This window comes from Klebsiella sp. BIGb0132, assembly GCF_024810075.1.
Taxonomy (GTDB): Bacteria; Pseudomonadota; Gammaproteobacteria; order Enterobacterales; family Enterobacteriaceae; genus Klebsiella; species Klebsiella terrigena.
The window spans coordinates 1-15507 of record NZ_JANUDW010000009.1 but is presented as its reverse complement, the minus strand read 5'-3'; the positions used below and the strand labels follow the sequence as shown (position 1 = coordinate 15507).

The 15507-nt window shown below is 51.2% G+C and carries 10 protein-coding genes and 3 pseudogenes; 10 read left to right on the top strand and 3 right to left on the bottom strand.

Features of this window, described 5'->3' with window-relative positions:
- Window positions 1-53: 53 nt before the first annotated feature.
- Window positions 54-1274, top strand: a complete 1221-nt coding sequence (locus tag M2416_RS21075) for an arabinose transporter (protein ID WP_076947685.1) — start codon at window positions 54-56, stop codon at window positions 1272-1274.
- 19 nt (window positions 1275-1293) lie between these two features.
- Here M2416_RS21075 and M2416_RS21070 read toward each other — a convergent pair whose 3' ends face one another.
- The 3 genes and pseudogenes from M2416_RS21070 to M2416_RS21060 all read right to left on the bottom strand — a co-directional run.
- A complete protein-coding gene (locus tag M2416_RS21070) occupies window positions 1294-1689 on the bottom strand; it encodes a VOC family protein (RefSeq protein ID WP_076947758.1) in 396 nt (131 codons plus the stop codon).
- 80 nt (window positions 1690-1769) lie between these two features.
- Window positions 1770-2021, bottom strand: a complete 252-nt coding sequence (locus tag M2416_RS21065; protein ID WP_405047861.1) for a diguanylate cyclase domain-containing protein — start codon at window positions 2019-2021, stop codon at window positions 1770-1772.
- A gap of 296 nt (window positions 2022-2317) precedes the next feature.
- Window positions 2318-2401 (bottom strand): annotated as a pseudogene (locus M2416_RS21060) (hypothetical protein); the annotation flags it as partial.
- Between the two features lie 442 nt (window positions 2402-2843).
- Between M2416_RS21060 and M2416_RS21055 the strand changes: the two are divergent.
- The 9 genes and pseudogenes from M2416_RS21055 to M2416_RS21015 all read left to right on the top strand — a co-directional run.
- Window positions 2844-4283, top strand: a complete 1440-nt coding sequence (locus tag M2416_RS21055; RefSeq protein ID WP_259226720.1) for an MFS transporter — start codon at window positions 2844-2846, stop codon at window positions 4281-4283.
- A gap of 60 nt (window positions 4284-4343) precedes the next feature.
- Window positions 4344-6023, top strand: coding sequence for a glycoside hydrolase family 43 protein (locus tag M2416_RS21050; protein WP_259226510.1), 1680 nt, complete (start codon window positions 4344-4346; stop codon window positions 6021-6023).
- A 431-nt stretch (window positions 6024-6454) separates the two neighbouring features.
- A complete protein-coding gene (locus M2416_RS21045) occupies window positions 6455-7843 on the top strand; it encodes a carbohydrate porin (RefSeq protein ID WP_259226509.1) in 1389 nt (462 codons plus the stop codon).
- Window positions 7844-8834: 991 nt separating this feature from the next.
- A complete protein-coding gene (locus M2416_RS21040) occupies window positions 8835-11333 on the top strand; it encodes a type VI secretion system Vgr family protein (protein ID WP_259226507.1) in 2499 nt (832 codons plus the stop codon).
- Between the two features lie 18 nt (window positions 11334-11351).
- The gene (locus M2416_RS21035) at window positions 11352-12329 is read left to right on the top strand and encodes a hypothetical protein (protein ID WP_259226505.1); all 978 of its coding nucleotides are present in this window, start codon (window positions 11352-11354) and stop codon (window positions 12327-12329) included.
- Between the two features lie 4 nt (window positions 12330-12333).
- Entirely contained in the window at window positions 12334-12828 is a 495-nt protein-coding gene (locus M2416_RS21030; protein ID WP_259226504.1) for a hypothetical protein, read from the top strand.
- A 98-nt stretch (window positions 12829-12926) separates the two neighbouring features.
- Window positions 12927-14099 (top strand): hypothetical protein, encoded by a 1173-nt coding sequence (locus tag M2416_RS21025; RefSeq protein WP_259226502.1) that lies wholly within the window; start codon window positions 12927-12929, stop codon window positions 14097-14099.
- 168 nt (window positions 14100-14267) lie between these two features.
- A pseudogene (locus M2416_RS21020) lies at window positions 14268-14540 on the top strand (PAAR domain-containing protein); the annotation flags it as partial.
- Between the two features lie 224 nt (window positions 14541-14764).
- Window positions 14765-15507 (top strand): annotated as a pseudogene (locus M2416_RS21015) (type VI secretion protein VasK); the annotation flags it as partial.

The following is a 15507-nucleotide window of genomic DNA, read 5'->3' as shown; positions in this document are numbered from 1 at the left end:
GGGGAGGACGCCCTTCGGCCCGCTATTTATCCCCGCATTGAATGAATTCACTTATGACTGAACAACAAAATCAAACTTCCGCGGCGTTGACTCACGCCGTACCGCAGTCCAGGTCCGTGTTCCTGACCTTACTGCCGATTGTGATATCGGTTTATATTGGTTTCCTGATTATTGGCATGCAGCTGCCGGTATTACCGCTGCATCTGCACGGTACGCTGGGGCAGAGTACGCTGGTGGTGGGGCTGGTTATCGGATCGCAGTTCGTGGCCGCGCTACTTTCGCGCTCCTGGGCCGGCAACTTTGCCGATATACACGGCGCGAAACGCGCGATGGTTATCGGCCTGCTGGTGACGGCTGGGTCCGGGATCCTGTATCTGTTCTCGCTGCTGTTTACGACCAGCCCCGGCGTTAGCGTGTGGATCCTGCTGGCCGGACGCATCGTGCTGGCGCTGGGCGAAAGCCTGCTGGTGACCGGCGCGATGGGCTGGGGGATAGGGCTGGTGGGCCCGCGAAACGCCGGGAAAGTGATGTCCTGGAACGGGATTGCGATGTACGGCGCCTACGCGTCAGGCGCTCCGCTCGGGGTGGCCTTTAACGCCTGGGGCGGCTTCTTTGGCCTGTCGCTTGCCGTGCTGCTGGTCCCCTTTATTGCTCTGCTGGCCATTGCCAGAGTTCGCGGCGTTGCCCCGTTGGCGACGGAGAAAACCTCGTTCTATACCGTCCTTAGCGCCGTCTGGAAGCCGGGATTAGGCCTCGCCCTGTGCAGCGTCGGCTTCGGCGTTATCGAAGCGTTTATCGCGCTGCTGTTTACTGCCCATCGCTGGGGTAACGCCTCGCTGGCTTTTACCGCTTTCGGCCTGGCCTTTATCGCCGCGCGGGTTGCCTTCGGCCATCTGCCCGACAGGCTTGGCGGCGCAAGGGTTGCGCTGATCTGCGTGGTGATTGAGGCCGTGGGCCAGCTGTTTATCTGGCGAGCCGATACGGCCTCCCTGGCCTACTTTGGCGCGGCGCTTACCGGCTTTGGCTACTCGCTGGCTTTTCCCGGATTTGGCGTGGAGGCCGTACGCCGCGCTCCTCCGCAAACCCGCAGTCTGGCAATGGGGGCGTACGTTGCTTTCCTTGATGTTTCTTTAGGGGTAACAGCTCCGCTGGCCGGCGCCCTGGCGGGCAAATGGGGAATTAACGCCGTCTATCTGGCGAGCGCGGTTGCCGTTGCGCTCTCTGCCGCCGTCGCGCTGGCACTGCTGAACAGAGGCGCAAACCGTGCGGGCTGAGCGGGTCTACGCGTTGATTCTAGACCGATGACCAGGATCTGTTCTGCAGGACCACCCGATAGCCATCGTCATCGGCAAAGGTCCGCCCGCTAACATCCCAGTACGGATTAAACGAGCTCACCGGGGTAAACCCGGCCAGCTCCATTTTTGCGCACGCCCTTTGCCACTCATCCCGTTCGGGGTAGTACAGCACCAACAAGTCTTCTGCCGTCTGCGCAGGGCGAACCGGGTGATGGTGACAGAGAGTCAATTCGATATGCCAGGGTAAATCTTTGCGGCCCAGCATGATCCCGCTAAAACCATCGTGATCCGAGAAATCGGCAATTTTTTGTAAACCTAAACCCTCGGCATACATCCTGAATGCGTGCGCAAGGCGGGTGACGGGACGAGCGATACGCAGATGGGTAAAAGACACCATAAACTCCTTTAACGATCGTGTGTGTTGGGGACATCTAATATAGATGTCCCGCGGACCGACGCTTGCTCGCCGGTGCGCTATCTGCTCTGGAGCGGGTGGAGGAAATCGAAGGGGAGCAGAGGGCTAAGGGTACCTTTCGTCGCTTTTTTATGATGAGCGGGACAATCATCACGATTAGCATTCGTCTCCCCGCCCGTTCTGGCGACAATATCATCGCTGCGGACCAGATCCTGAAGTACCCATGCGACATATTGGATAACAAGGTCTCCCTGATAGTGTCCATATTTATCATTAATACGTTTGAAATGATCTATATCGCATAAAATAATACTCAGCGGATTTTTTTAGCCGCTTGCTGAATTTTTATCGCGAGTTGATGATAGCAGTAACGACGGTTAAATAGCTGGGTGAGGTAGTCTCGAATTGAGTTTTGATAGGCATCTTCATATTTATGATTAGATTTTTGATAGAGCCTAAAGGCGTTCAGGAAAAAGATGGGCTGGCCTCCTCGCCAAGCCTCTGGACTGTCCGGGGCGATCCAGCGTTCTCGTGCGTGGATGTGCGTTTGGCGAGCGATACGCCGATGGTTAGAGGGGAAAAGACGGCATAAACTCCTTTAACGATCGTGATGATGGCGGAAAGCCAGCGGGTTTGTTGTTTTAGAACCTTGAGGACGCGCGCGATCGAGTTGATCGAAATAATTTTGCATAACGAACTCCGTAATTCAGGACGCGTAAAGTGAATGACTGCGGCTATCCTGTATTTCCATCGTCGGTTGATCAATTACGTTATTTCATTCGTAAATTAAGATATTGCTCAAATGTGAGCAATATCGCAAAAATTATAGTCATGCATTCACCTTGCCGACAGTCATGTAGAATTGAGCCTTCGGGAGGATTCCGCTGACCCGCGCTGAAATAAAAGGCCGGTTTTGTCGGGTAGATACGCGCTGCCAGGTCCTTGAGGGGGAATACAAAGCCCATATTTTTGTTATGTGAACGATAGAAGCCTGTGGTTTAATGATCACAAAAGTAAAAAAACGTAACTAGTTAATATAAAAACGCAATAGATTCTCCGCGGTTATCTGTGTCAAAAAGTGTTTCACATTTACAAAAACAATCGGAGACCTGATTAGAATGCGTAAAGACATAATTCCAAGTCGGCATGATGAGTACCACAAATTAACGCGGGGCGAGCGCATTGGTTATGGCATGGGTGATTTTGCGCAAAACCTTGTCTTTGGCACAATTGGCGGTTTTCTTGCTCTTCACATGTTGACGGTAAATACTATCAGCACGGCAACGGCAGGGTTTATATTTCTTTTTGTCCGAATAGTTAACGTTTTTTGGGACCCAATGGTCGGAACCTACATTGACAGAAGAAGCTCCAGTGCTGGTAAATATCGCCCCTGGCTTTTAAGGGCTGGCATTCCGCTGGTTATTCTTTCTGCATTGCTGTTTGCCCCTATTCCTGGCGTTCGGGGTTCCGTTCCTTTTGCCTTTGTTATTTATTTGGCACTGGATTTAATTTATTCAGTGGTGAATATTCCTTATGGTTCTCTTAACGCGTCATTGACACGCGATCCTGAGTCCATTGATAAATTGACCAGTACCCGAATGATGCTGGCAAACAGTGCGAACCTGCTTGTCTATACCCTGTTCCCGATGTTTGTACAAATTGCTTCACCCAAAGATCGAAGCCTCAAGGATACCGGTTTTTTTGGCTTTGAACTCAATATGGGGAACTATACCGATCCATCTGCGAATTACGCGTGGTTTGGCGTGTACTCAATTTATATGGTACTAGGCGCAGCGGCACTTTTCTTCTGTTATAAATTTACCAAAGAGCGCGTGGTCGCGACGGCAGAACAAACGGCCAACGTAAAAACGACCGATCTATTTCTTGAACTGAAAAACAACCGGCCGCTGGTCATTCTGGGGCTATTTTTCATGCTGGCCTTTACCTTTATGTTCTTCATGAATACGGTGAATGGCTTCTTCAATCAGTTTGTTGTCGGCCATTCAGAATGGATGGGGGCGGTGGGTCTTGTTGCCTCAATTCCTGGTATTGTCTTCCCTATTTTTTGGCCCAAACTCAAGAAGTTTTTTGGCAAAAAAGGGTTCTTCCATCTTTTCCTTGCCATGTTTATTGTGGGTGAATTGTTGACTTACGTTTGGTCACGCGAAGGCATGCATGATGCCCTGTGGCTTGCTTATATTGCCACATTCATTAAACAATGGGGCTTAACCTCGGCGACGGGCTTTATGTGGGCGCTGGTTCCTGAAGTGATTGCCTATGGAGAATTGAAATCAGGCAAGCGCAATGCGGCGATTATTAATGCGATCATGGGCCTCTTCTTCAAGATTGGGTTTACTATTGGCGGCGCAATTCCCTTATGGTTACTGGCTGCGTATGGCTTTAGCGAAACCGGTGCTCAACAAAGTGCCAATGCTATCGATGGAATTATTATGACAGCGGTTTGGATCCCGATTGCTTTATCCGTTGTTTCGATGATCGTCATTCAGCTCTATCCTATCTCAGATAAAAACGTCACAGAGATCAACCGTCAGCTTGACGAGGTACGGGTATAGTTAAAATTTGAATTAAATTGCGAGAATTTAAATTAGAGAATTATATAAAGGAAGATTGATATGACTCTTATTCAAAACCCTGTGTTACCTGGATTTAATGCGGACCCCAGTATTATCCGTGTAGATGACACCTACTATATCGCAAACTCTACGTTTGAGTGGTTCCCTGGCGTGCGTTTACATGAGTCAAAGGACCTGCAGCACTGGGATCTTCTCCCTAGCCCCTTGTCCACAACCGCGCTGTTAGACATGAAAGGCAACCCTTCATCAGGTGGCATTTGGGCTCCGGCGCTTTCTCACGCTGATGGCAAATTCTGGTTAGTGTATACAGATGTGAAAATCACGGAAGGTGCCTTTAAAGACATGACCAACTATCTGACCACCGCGACGGATATTCGTGGTCCATGGTCAGATCCTATCAAGCTGAATGGCGTGGGCTTTGATGCTTCACTGTTCCATGATGATGACGGGCGTAAATATATCGTTCAGCAAACCTGGGACCATCGGGAATATCATCACCCCTTCGATGGCATTACGTTGACTGAGCTTGATACCCGGACATTAAAGTTAAAACCGGAAACAGCACGAACCCTCTATCACGGCACTGCCGTTGCGCTCGTCGAGGGGCCACACCTCTACAAACTGAACGGATATTATTATCTTTTCGCCGCTCAGGGAGGGACCGTATTCACCCATCAGGAGGTTGTCGCGCGTTCTAAAACCTTAGATGCCCACAGTTTTACCACGGCACCGGGAGACGTTTTCCTAACCAACGTCGATACGCCGGACAGCTACATCCAGAAGCAGGGCCACGGGTCTTTGGTTTCAACTCCTGCTGGCGAATGGTATTACGCTTCGCTCTGCGCGCGTCCGTGGAATCGTCCAGGCGAGTCTGTCTACGATCCTCGCGGCTGGTCAACGCTGGGCAGAGAAACGTCGATCCAAAAAGTGTACTGGGATGAAGAGGGCTGGCCGCGTGTTGAAGGTGGCCACGGTGGAAAAACATTTGTTGAAGGCCCAGAGGATGCCATTTACACCGAAAGCGCAAAAGATCATAGCCAGCATGATGCGTTTACAACGTCGACGCTCGATCGCAACTGGAATACGCTCCGCGTTCCGTTCAGCAAAAAAATGGGTACCACAGGCGATGGCAAACTGACGTTGATTGGCCAGGGTTCGTTAGCGAATACCCATGACCTGTCGCTTATTGCCCGACGTTGGCAAGCCTTCTATTTTGATGCCCAGGTTAAGGTCAAATTTAATCCATTCAGCTATCAACAAATGGCGGGGTTAACGAATTTCTACAACGATCGCCACTGGAGTTTTGTGTTCATCACCTGGAATGAAATTAATGGCTCCGTCATCGAAATAGGTGAAAATAATCGCGGGAAATACACCTCTTATTTAAAAGATGATGCCATCAAGATCCCTGAAGGTACCGAGTATGTCTGGTTCCGCACCAAAGTTCGCAAACAAACGTACAGCTATGAATATAGCTTTGACGGGATCAGCTTCACTCAAATTCCGGTCACGCTAGATGCCGCAATACTTTCAGACGATTATGTCCTGCAAAGCTATGGTGGGTTCTTTACCGGGGCATTCGTTGGCCTGGCGGCAGTCGACTACTCTGGCTACGAGGTCAGCGCTGATTTTTATGATTTCGCTTATCAGGAGCTCGGTGATTCGTTAACGCCGACTGGTAATTACGGCTGGGACGCTGGGGAATTACGCTCTAATTAAATAATAATAAACGAAATATCCACTTACGGTCGTGAAGAAAGGGGGGCTGCCGATGAGCGCTGCCCGCCTTACGTCAGCGCGCGACAGAGAGTGCCAGATATCTGCTGTGGGATGCCGATGGCGCACCGCGGTAGACCCGGCAGAGCGGCAAGGCTGTAAGCGAAATACGGCAGTCTATGGCTTCGACCGTGGTGCAGATGTCGGGCCACCATCATTTTTTCTCGTGCGTGGATTATTGCAACAGACTATTCATCTATATCCATGCTGATATTTAATTATACCGAATATGGAGAAGCCTATTATCCGATTTATTTAACTGTACCTCTGCGCAAATAAAAATAAAATCAGCTTGTTTTGGCGGTATCTTTTCAATTTACCCCAGAACGGGATGGTTATTGTCTGAAAATATAATTAATTAATTTGAGATAACCATGAAAATTATAAAAAAACTGCCATTAGCCATGGCGGTTATTGCCGCGCTGTGCCCGCTTTCCTCTGTCATGGCACAAGATTTTACGCAGGAACAAATCGACGCCATTGTGGCGAAAGCCGTGGATAAAGCGCTGGCCGACCGTCAGGTTAAAATGGATGCCGCCGCTGCGAAGAAGGTGGATCTGGAAACCAACCCGCAAACCGCCGCAGCCACGCCGGATATGGCTATTCCATTCGGCCTGAAGTTTAGCGGCTACGCCCGCTACGGCGCCCAGTTCCAGACCGGCGATCAGAAGTTCGTCGGCGTCGACGGCTCCTACAACGGCGCGTCGGCCATCGGCCGTCTCGGCAACGAAGGTAACGGCGGCGAATTCCAGATAACCAAAGCCTTTAAGAGCAGCCAGGGCGCTATCTGGGATATTAACGTTATGTTCGACCACTGGAGCGACGAAGTTAACCTGAAAAAGGCCTACGTCGGCGTCACTAACGTCCTCGAATCAAACCCCAACGCCTATATCTGGGCCGGCCGCGACTTCCATCAGCGTCCGCAGCAGGGGATCAACGACTACTTCTGGATGAACCACGACGGCCAGGGCGCCGGGGTGAAAAACTTTGACATCGGCGGCGTGCAGTTTGACGTGGCGGGGGTCTCACAGGTTGAGTCCTGTAGCCCGGAGGTGATGGCCGATGAGTCCAACCCGTCGCGCATCACCTGTACCGGCGGCTCGGGCACCGGCGATGACGGCCACTACGCGCTGACGTCAAAAATCCACAATATGAAGGCTGGCCCAATCGACGTTGAGGTGTACGCCAACTACGGCTTTGATTCAAAAGCGGTGGATAACGACGCGCAGCTCGATGCCTGGCAGGGCGGCCTGCTGTTGAGTCACACCAACGGCGACGACAGCGGCGTGAACAAGGTGATCCTGCGCTATTCCGATAACGCGGATAACAGCGTCTATAACAAAACCGACGGGCTGACGGCTATCTACGCCAGCTTCGAAGGTAACTATAAGTTCACCCGCCAGGCGCAGGTTGAATACCTGCTGGCCTTCCATGACTACGACAACGGCAAGGACAATACCGATAACCGTAAAAACTACGGCGCGATTGTTCGTCCGATGTATTTCTGGAACGACGTGCATTCAACCTGGCTGGAGGCCGGCTATCAGCGCGTTGACTACGATCAGGGTGGCGACAACAAGGGCTGGAAGCTGACGCTATCGCAGAACATCTCTATCGGGATGGGGCCTGAGTTCCGGCCGATGTTGCGCTTCTACGTCACCGGCGGTCAGGTGGATAATAAACATACCGCTAAGGTCAACGGCACCAGCAGCGATCAGCTGGACTCGCTGAACGTCGGCGGTATGTTCGAGGCGTGGTTCTAAGTTAGTTTGATTACCTTGTGTCAGGACCGGAGTGGAGTAGTTGCTTACGGCTGAGTGACCTGCAGGGATGAGAGTTCCTGTCGGTCACTGCCGCTTGCCGGAAGAGGGATGAGACTTCCTGAGTAATGTGCGAGTTTGCATAAAACCTCGGGAAGTTCTGCCGCTGTGAGGGCTGTAAGGAAGGGGTAACCGCCTGAGCGATCGACTTTAATACGATGGTAGTTACACAAACTTACTGACAGGTTCTGCGATCATAGTTTTGAGGTGTTAAATCCATTTGTTGCAAGTTTCATATTCCCCTTTAATATTTCACTCCGTATATATTAGTCCTTGTTATTAATTGGTTATTTTGTTTTTCAAACGTTGATTTACATCAACCAAGGAGCTTATTTTAAACAATGCTCTGACGGCATTTCCTTCTTCGATATAAATGATTGTTTATTCTGGATGGTGATGGTTTGTTTTCCTGTTGCCCCAGTGCAACTCATTATTAATAATTAGACGAAAAATCCTGGTTATTTTATTGTTTTGGCTTGAGTGTGTTTATCTTTGATCTTTTAATCATCATTATTCTATTATCGCCTCTAAGGAATCGAAACGTGAAAACGTGCATCGTGATAAGCAGAGGGATGATTAGATGACTGAAAGTTTCCAAAATGGGTTGCCTAATTTGTGCGTTGATATAAATATTGACTTTCATTCATTTAGGACGAAAAAGAAAGCAAAATCATCCGTTGAATTAATGATTTCTTGATATTTAAGTCACCATCAGACGTCTGCGTTATTCTCAGAGAGAGAAAAAAGTTAAATGTTAATAAAAATAATTTCGGTGCAGTCCTTTTCGAATGTTTCTAAAAAAGAAAAGTTATCGTTAAAAACATCCCCGTTGATGACGGCGGCCAAAACAACGTCAGTCTGATATTCCGTACTTCCAGGTGAAGGATATGGGCGTTATCGGGCTGGAGTTTGACCGTACACAAGGAGTGCACGCATGAGCAGTAATCCCCCGATCAGATTCAACCACAACCATCACCAGCTGTCGGTGAAGGGATGTGAAGCAGGGCTCGATGTTCTGGCTTTTGAAGGCCAGGAAGCCCTGAGCAGGCCGTTCAGCTATCGCATTGAGTTCACCAGCGCCGAGCATGCCATCAGTAAAGAGATGATGCTGATGAAGCCCGGCGCCCTGACGCTGCAGGCCCCGGTCGATCAGGGCTTCGGCATTAAGCTACAGCAGCCGGTGCGGGTGATTCAGGGCGTAGTGACGGGCTTTGAACGCCTCAGTACCTCCGCGGATGAAACCCGTTACGCGCTGACGCTCCAGCCGCGTCTGGTGCTGCTCGATCGTTCGCACCAGAACGCCATCTACCAGGACATGTCCGTCCCACAGATCGTCGAAAAAATTCTGCGCGAACGCCATGGCTTCAAAGGCCAGGACTTTCTGTTCTCGCTAAGCAAAGAGTACCCGCGCCGGGAGCAGGTGATGCAGTACGGCGAAGATGACCTGCATTTCATCACCCGTCTGCTGGGGGAGGTGGGGATCTGGTTTCGTTTTACCGCCGACACGCGCCTGAACATCGACGTGGTGGCATTTTACGACAGCCAGCAGGGCTACGAGAAAGGCCTGACGTTGCCATCGGTACCGCTGTCGGGCCAGCATTCTAAAGGGGTGGACTCGGTCTGGGAGATGGTATGTCATCACAACGTGGTGCAGAAACAGGTCAGCACCCGCGACTACAACTACCGTCAGGCTAACGAGGACATGAATGCGCAGGTGGATACCACCCGCGGGGATAGCACCACCTACGGTGATGCCTATCACTATGCGGACAATTATCTCACGCCGGGTAGCGCGTACGACCGCAACCCGGCCCCGGAGTCCGGGGCGTTTTACGCCCGCATACGGCATGAACGTTACCTGAACGGCCAGACGCGGACCCGGGCGATGACCAGCTGCCCGACGCTCTCTCCGGGTCAGGTGCTGAAGGTGACCGGCGGCTATGAGGTGGCGGAGACCTTCTGCCAGGGCGTGGTCGTCACCGCAATGCATACGCATGCCCGCCGTGATGAAGACTTTGGGGTTAACTTTGAGGGTATCCCGGACAGCGTCGATTTTGGTTTCCGTTCCGTACCAGGCTCACGCCCGGTGATGGCCGGTACGCTGCCTGCCCGCGTGACCAGCACCACCGAAAATGACACCTACGGACATATTGATAAAGACGGGCGCTACCGGGTCAACATGCTGTTTGACCGCGACGGCTGGGAGACCGGATTTGAAAGCCTGTGGGTGCGGCAGTCCCGCCCGTACGCGGGCGACACTTACGGCCTGCACCTGCCGCTGCTGGCGGGTACCGAAGTGGCAATTAGCTTTGAGGACGGTAACCCGGACAGGCCGTATATCGCCGGCGTGCTGCACGACTCGGCCCACGGCGACCATGTCACCATCCGTAACTACAAACGTAACGTCCTGCGGACGCCTGCGAATAATAAAATCCGGCTCGACGACGAGCGCGGGAAAGAGCACATCAAGGTCTCGACGGAGTACGGCGGCAAGAGCCAGCTGAACCTGGGCCATCTTGTCGACAGCGAGAAGCAACAGCGCGGGGAAGGCTTTGAGCTGCGTACGGATTCATGGGGTGCCATCCGGGCGCAGAAAGGGATATTCATTACGGCGGACGGGCAGGCGAAGGCGCAGGGGGAAGTGCTGGAGATGGGGGCGGCGGTCAACCGTCTGAAGGCTGCCAGAGAAGAAATGCAGGTGATTTCCGGTGATGCGGAGGCTTCACAGGCGAGTGCGGCGGAGTTACAGGCACAAATAACGCTGATGGAGCAAAAATTGAATGAACTGAAGGCCTCAGTGTTGCACCTGACCGCGCCTGATGGCGTGGCGGTGACAAGCGGGGAACACCTTCAACTGTCAGCCAGCCAGAACCTAGTGGCGACCGCCGGAAATAATGCCGACATCAGTGTGGTGAAAAAGTTGTTTGTAGGAGTCGGCGCGCAGTTGAGTGTGTTTGTACGCAAACTTGGGATGAAGCTGATTGCCAACCAAGGACCTGTAATGGTGCAGGCTCAGAACGATATGATGGAGTTACTGGCACGAAAGGGGATCAGCATTGTCAGCACTGAAGATGAGATCCAAATAACAGCAGCAAAGAGTATCACGTTAAACGCCGGAGGCAGTTATATCACACTAGACTGCGGCAGGATTGAGCTGGCGACGATCGGTGACTATAACACCAGGGCGGGTCGTTATGGACGTAAGGAGGCCGCCAGTGATGTAAAAACCATTGCCACTCCACCTGGCAAGGTGAGTGACTTGTTTAGCGAACAGTTCCGTATCACTGAGGCAGATAAAGTCACACCGCGCGCTGGCGTTCCCTATACCATCAGCAGTGTGTCCGGGCAGGTATGGGAGGGAATAACGAATAAAGACGGCATGACGGAGCGGGTCGTTACCCGCACTGCTGAAAAACTTTCACTGAAGTTTTAAGGATCAAGGAGCCAAAAAATGGACAACGCACGGAACGCGGGAACTACTAATACCACTCGGGATAGTCTTGTCCGGGTGGTTGCCACCGCAGAGAATACATCCTGGGTTACGCCGGCAGATAATGCGGAATTTACTTTAAATGCTGATGCCACGATTCCGGAGATTGTTTTTGAATTTCGAACGGAAGCTACTGGCCCTTATCAATGGTCCTGGGCGATTAGCTGGGATGCCAAAAGAAGTGGTCTGAGGGAAAGAACTCGGGGAACCACCGTATTAAGAGCATTTTCGGATGCCGGGGAGTTTTCTTCTACTGAAAAAAGATGGACGGTAAATTTTGGTGAAGAGAAATTACTAGGGGGGAAACTGGTCGTGTCAGTCAAAATTGGTGAGTTGATCATTAAGCGTAATATTAAAATCAAAGGCCAGAACCCGGTTGTTACAGATCTGCACGCTTTTATTGATACCCTTGAAAACTCATCCGGGCTTAAGAAACTGCTGGCTCATGAAAGCTTCAATAAGCAATTTATTAATCTTGATGGTGAACCAATTGTATCCTTTGACCAGGGCTATGGTATGGCTCAAATGACAAATCCGGCGCCGGACTACACCACAACCTGGAGCTGGAAAGCGAATGTTAAAGCTGGAAACGACTTGTTCCAGGCTAAACGTGAGCAGGCGATACGTCATCTCAGCCAACACGGCACCTATACGGACGACATGGTCGAGCGGGAAGCAATCGCTCTGTGGAATGGGGGGTACTATTACAAATGGGATGACACGACTAGTTCTTGGGTACGTAAATATAACCATCTGTGTGACAGTAACACCGGAAATATTGGCTGGAATATGAATAACTCCACGAATACTGGTCAGACTGAAGAACAGCTACACAATCGAGATCAGCCAACCTATGCTTCTGGCTCTGCTGGGCAGTCTGCGGATCACGCATGGGTTTATTCAGGGCTGTGTTATGCCGATAAAGTTTATGGGGAATAAATACATGAAATATATTCAAGGCCTTGTGTTTTTTCTTGGTGTAGCATTGAATGCCTCCGCATCAGAAATCAAGGAAATATTTAACCGCCAACAACCATTAGCGATTGAAGGTGTAACGATTATACCTCAAAAAGAACTGGCATCACTATACAGTGACAGGAAGTTGCATACCATCGGTAATAGACAATATTTTCTTTTAATTAATGGTTTCCCCTCACGCCCGGGGAACCCTACAGCACAGTGCGGGGCCGGGCAGGAAATGTATGCCGATATTTATCAGGTTGGGGCAAAAAAAACAACTAGGGTACAGCGTATAATGGTTGTCAGTTGCTGGCGTTCACTGGAATTAGATAGCTGGCAGAAGCAAGAAAATTTTTCATCGATTACATGGAATAAGAATGGAGTTATATTTGACTGGATTGTGCCGCCTAAATTTACTAATGTCCGCGCACAATTGAATCTTAATACTGTTTCACCTGAACTGGTTTTTTTACCCTGACTATGCCGGTAAATCTTAAAATCATTCCCCCCACAGCTTGGCGCCCGACACCCATTCATTTCGGCTACTGGTTTTCGGTTCTGGGGGCGCTGGTTGCTATGGCTACAATAGCGGGTCTGGCATTTGATCGGCAGGGAGAGAGTATAAAACTTTGGATACTCTTTCCTGCGGGCATCGTGCTGGTTTGGTTACTAGTGTTTGTTCTGAGAGTGCTGTTCTGGCTTTTTCAGCATAATCATGCTGATGGATGGGACAGAAAGCGTGAGGAAACATTATTGCGGGAAACCCGACGGGGTCGCCGGGGGCTCCAGATCCTGCATATAGGCGTGGATATTCCGTTACCAGAGGAACCGGGGCATTCTCCGGTGACATTGTTAATGGAAGGGCCCTCAATACTCAAAAGCCAGGTCGGCCGTGGTCGGGAAGGCTATTGTTTACATACATTTTTCCCAATCCCTCCGATGGTGCATGAGAGTGATGATTCACTGGAGCCCGAACAACAGGATCTGGTGGTATTTCAGGCCCGGCTGCAGAAGCTGCTCGCTGATGTTGCAATCGCACTTGCACCGTTTTCCCCGAAACAAACGCTCTCAGTGCTGTTTGAGGTCGACACTTCTATTTTGCCGCGTCGTTTTATTCCGGCCTGGCACGAAAGCCTGGGGGAGGCCGGTATCGTACAACCGATTGAATATGTTGATGGTCACGGTGCGCAGTTTATTGATGAGTGGCTTGATAACCGCATCAATGACAGATCACTACTGCTCGTCATTGCTGCTCAGGTCGCACCTGAAATTCGTCAGGGAAGCGCAGAGGCAATGGTGGCGTTGCTGCTTGGTAATAGACTTACGCAGAACACGATACCGCCACTGGCTTTGTTACACCGCCCGGAACGGGCCGTTCCACAATTGCTTGAAGAAGCCATAGAGCAGGCTGCTGACTGGGCACCCCTGGAGGCTGGGCAGGTTAAACACCTCTGGCTCAGTGGTCTGACGTTAGAGGAGGCTTCCGCCGTTATCCCGGTGATGACTATACCGCTTCTTTCCGGCGTACCATCACCGGCAGGCCGTCATAACACCGACCTTATTATAGGACATGCTGGTTGCGTTTCCCCATGGCTGGCCGCAGCCATGGGGACACTTGCTGCGCAGCAGACCGGCTCCGCACAATTGGCGATCAGCGCCGATGATGTCACCGGGACACTCTGGATACAGGCTATTACCCCGCGTGCGAGTCACCCTGACACCGTGGCTGCGAGAGCACAGCATGGTTGACGGCCATGGTTAAGTGCTGATTGTCGGGGATGATCTTAAAACGGAGTCGGACACAGGAAGAAATGGATCTGCATGCTCTGGCTGAATGGGGCCGAAGACAGCGGAAATGACGTTATGCACAGACAGAAGTGCGGAAACGGATGAAAGTAAAAAAGTAAGGACAGAGTGATGGCGGTTGGACATTTTTTGTTTCAGGACGATAAAACAAGCTGCGGCGGGGTGATCACAGAAGGAATGCCCGATCACATGCATTTCGGGAGATTGCAGGCCTGCGAGGAGCACTGCGTAACCTGTGGTAAGCATCCCGGCCTTTTTAAAATCATGGGGGGCTTACCTGACGATTTTATTCATGGCCGCCGTATTGCCGGTACGCTGCACAGCAGAAGCACCTGCCCGTGCCGGGCTGAGTTTATTCCATCGATATATACCGACACATATGAATTTACTCCCCAATAGAGCAAAGGCGGCAATAACCCAAAGATAACCCTGTCAATGTCGGACTATCGGTATTCGCTGCGAGGCCGTACTTCTGATCGTGCCGTGGCCGTTACCACACAATCAATACAACAACTGGCGCACCATTTACTGGGATGCCGTGAACACAAAAATGGAAAGGTTGGGAATATGGCTGTATCCCCCGTGACTTCCGCTAAGGAGGGTGAGGCATGAGGCGATTCCTCTTGCTGTTTAAGAAACCGGAAATTGTATTCTGGCTTTTGGCGTTAATCACGCTGGTCGGCAGTATTGTTGTGGCGGGCATCGTTTACTGGCAGCCTGAAAGGCTACAACTCATTAGGGATACTTCTGCCTGGTATGCTTGGTTGAGCGGTACTGTGGCAGTCAGCATTGCTCTGGTCTTAGTTGGAATCTTTCTGCTCTTTGGTGCTCGCGCTGAAGGCAAGCGTAGTTTCAGCAAAGAACTGCAATGTGCACAGGGTGATGATGTTAAGGGGTCATCAAAGGAAGATGCTGCCCCTGTATTTACTGCTATGACGATCAGTCAACAAATTCGCACTCACCTTCGCCGTCGATATACCCTCTTCTGGCACCACAAAGTCCGTATATTGTTGGTTACTGGCGATGATGCAGCTATTGAGCTACTGGTTCCTGGCCTGCAGCAGCAGCAGTGGCTTGAAGGCAACCGTACCGTTCTGATTTACGGCGGTAGTCTGACTACTGAGCCCGATAAGGAAAAATACACCGCGCTGCGTAAACTGCGCCGTGGGCGTCCACTGGACGGGATTGTCCGGGTCATGCCTCAGTCGCTTAACCTGACCCCGCAAATCAGTGACAGCGACCTTCGTGGGCTGGAGAAAATCAGTGAATTGCTGCATTACTCAGCACCTGTCTGGCTGTGGCGGCTGTGTGACAGCAAATGGGCGCAGACAACGCGCACTGAGCAGGCGGT

Bases quoted from the DNA above. Each gene is read 5' to 3' on its own strand.
- M2416_RS21050 (WP_259226510.1), top strand. From the start codon at position 4,344: ATGACTCTTATTCAAAACCCTGTGTTACCTGGATTTAATGCGGACCCC.
- M2416_RS21045 (WP_259226509.1), top strand. From the start codon at position 6,455: ATGAAAATTATAAAAAAACTGCCATTAGCCATGGCGGTTATTGCCGCG.
- M2416_RS21040 (WP_259226507.1), top strand. From the start codon at position 8,835: ATGAGCAGTAATCCCCCGATCAGATTCAACCACAACCATCACCAGCTG.
- M2416_RS21035 (WP_259226505.1), top strand. From the start codon at position 11,352: ATGGACAACGCACGGAACGCGGGAACTACTAATACCACTCGGGATAGT.
- M2416_RS21075 (WP_076947685.1), top strand. From the start codon at position 54: ATGACTGAACAACAAAATCAAACTTCCGCGGCGTTGACTCACGCCGTA.
- M2416_RS21025 (WP_259226502.1), top strand. From the start codon at position 12,927: ATGGCTACAATAGCGGGTCTGGCATTTGATCGGCAGGGAGAGAGTATA.
- M2416_RS21030 (WP_259226504.1), top strand. From the start codon at position 12,334: ATGAAATATATTCAAGGCCTTGTGTTTTTTCTTGGTGTAGCATTGAAT.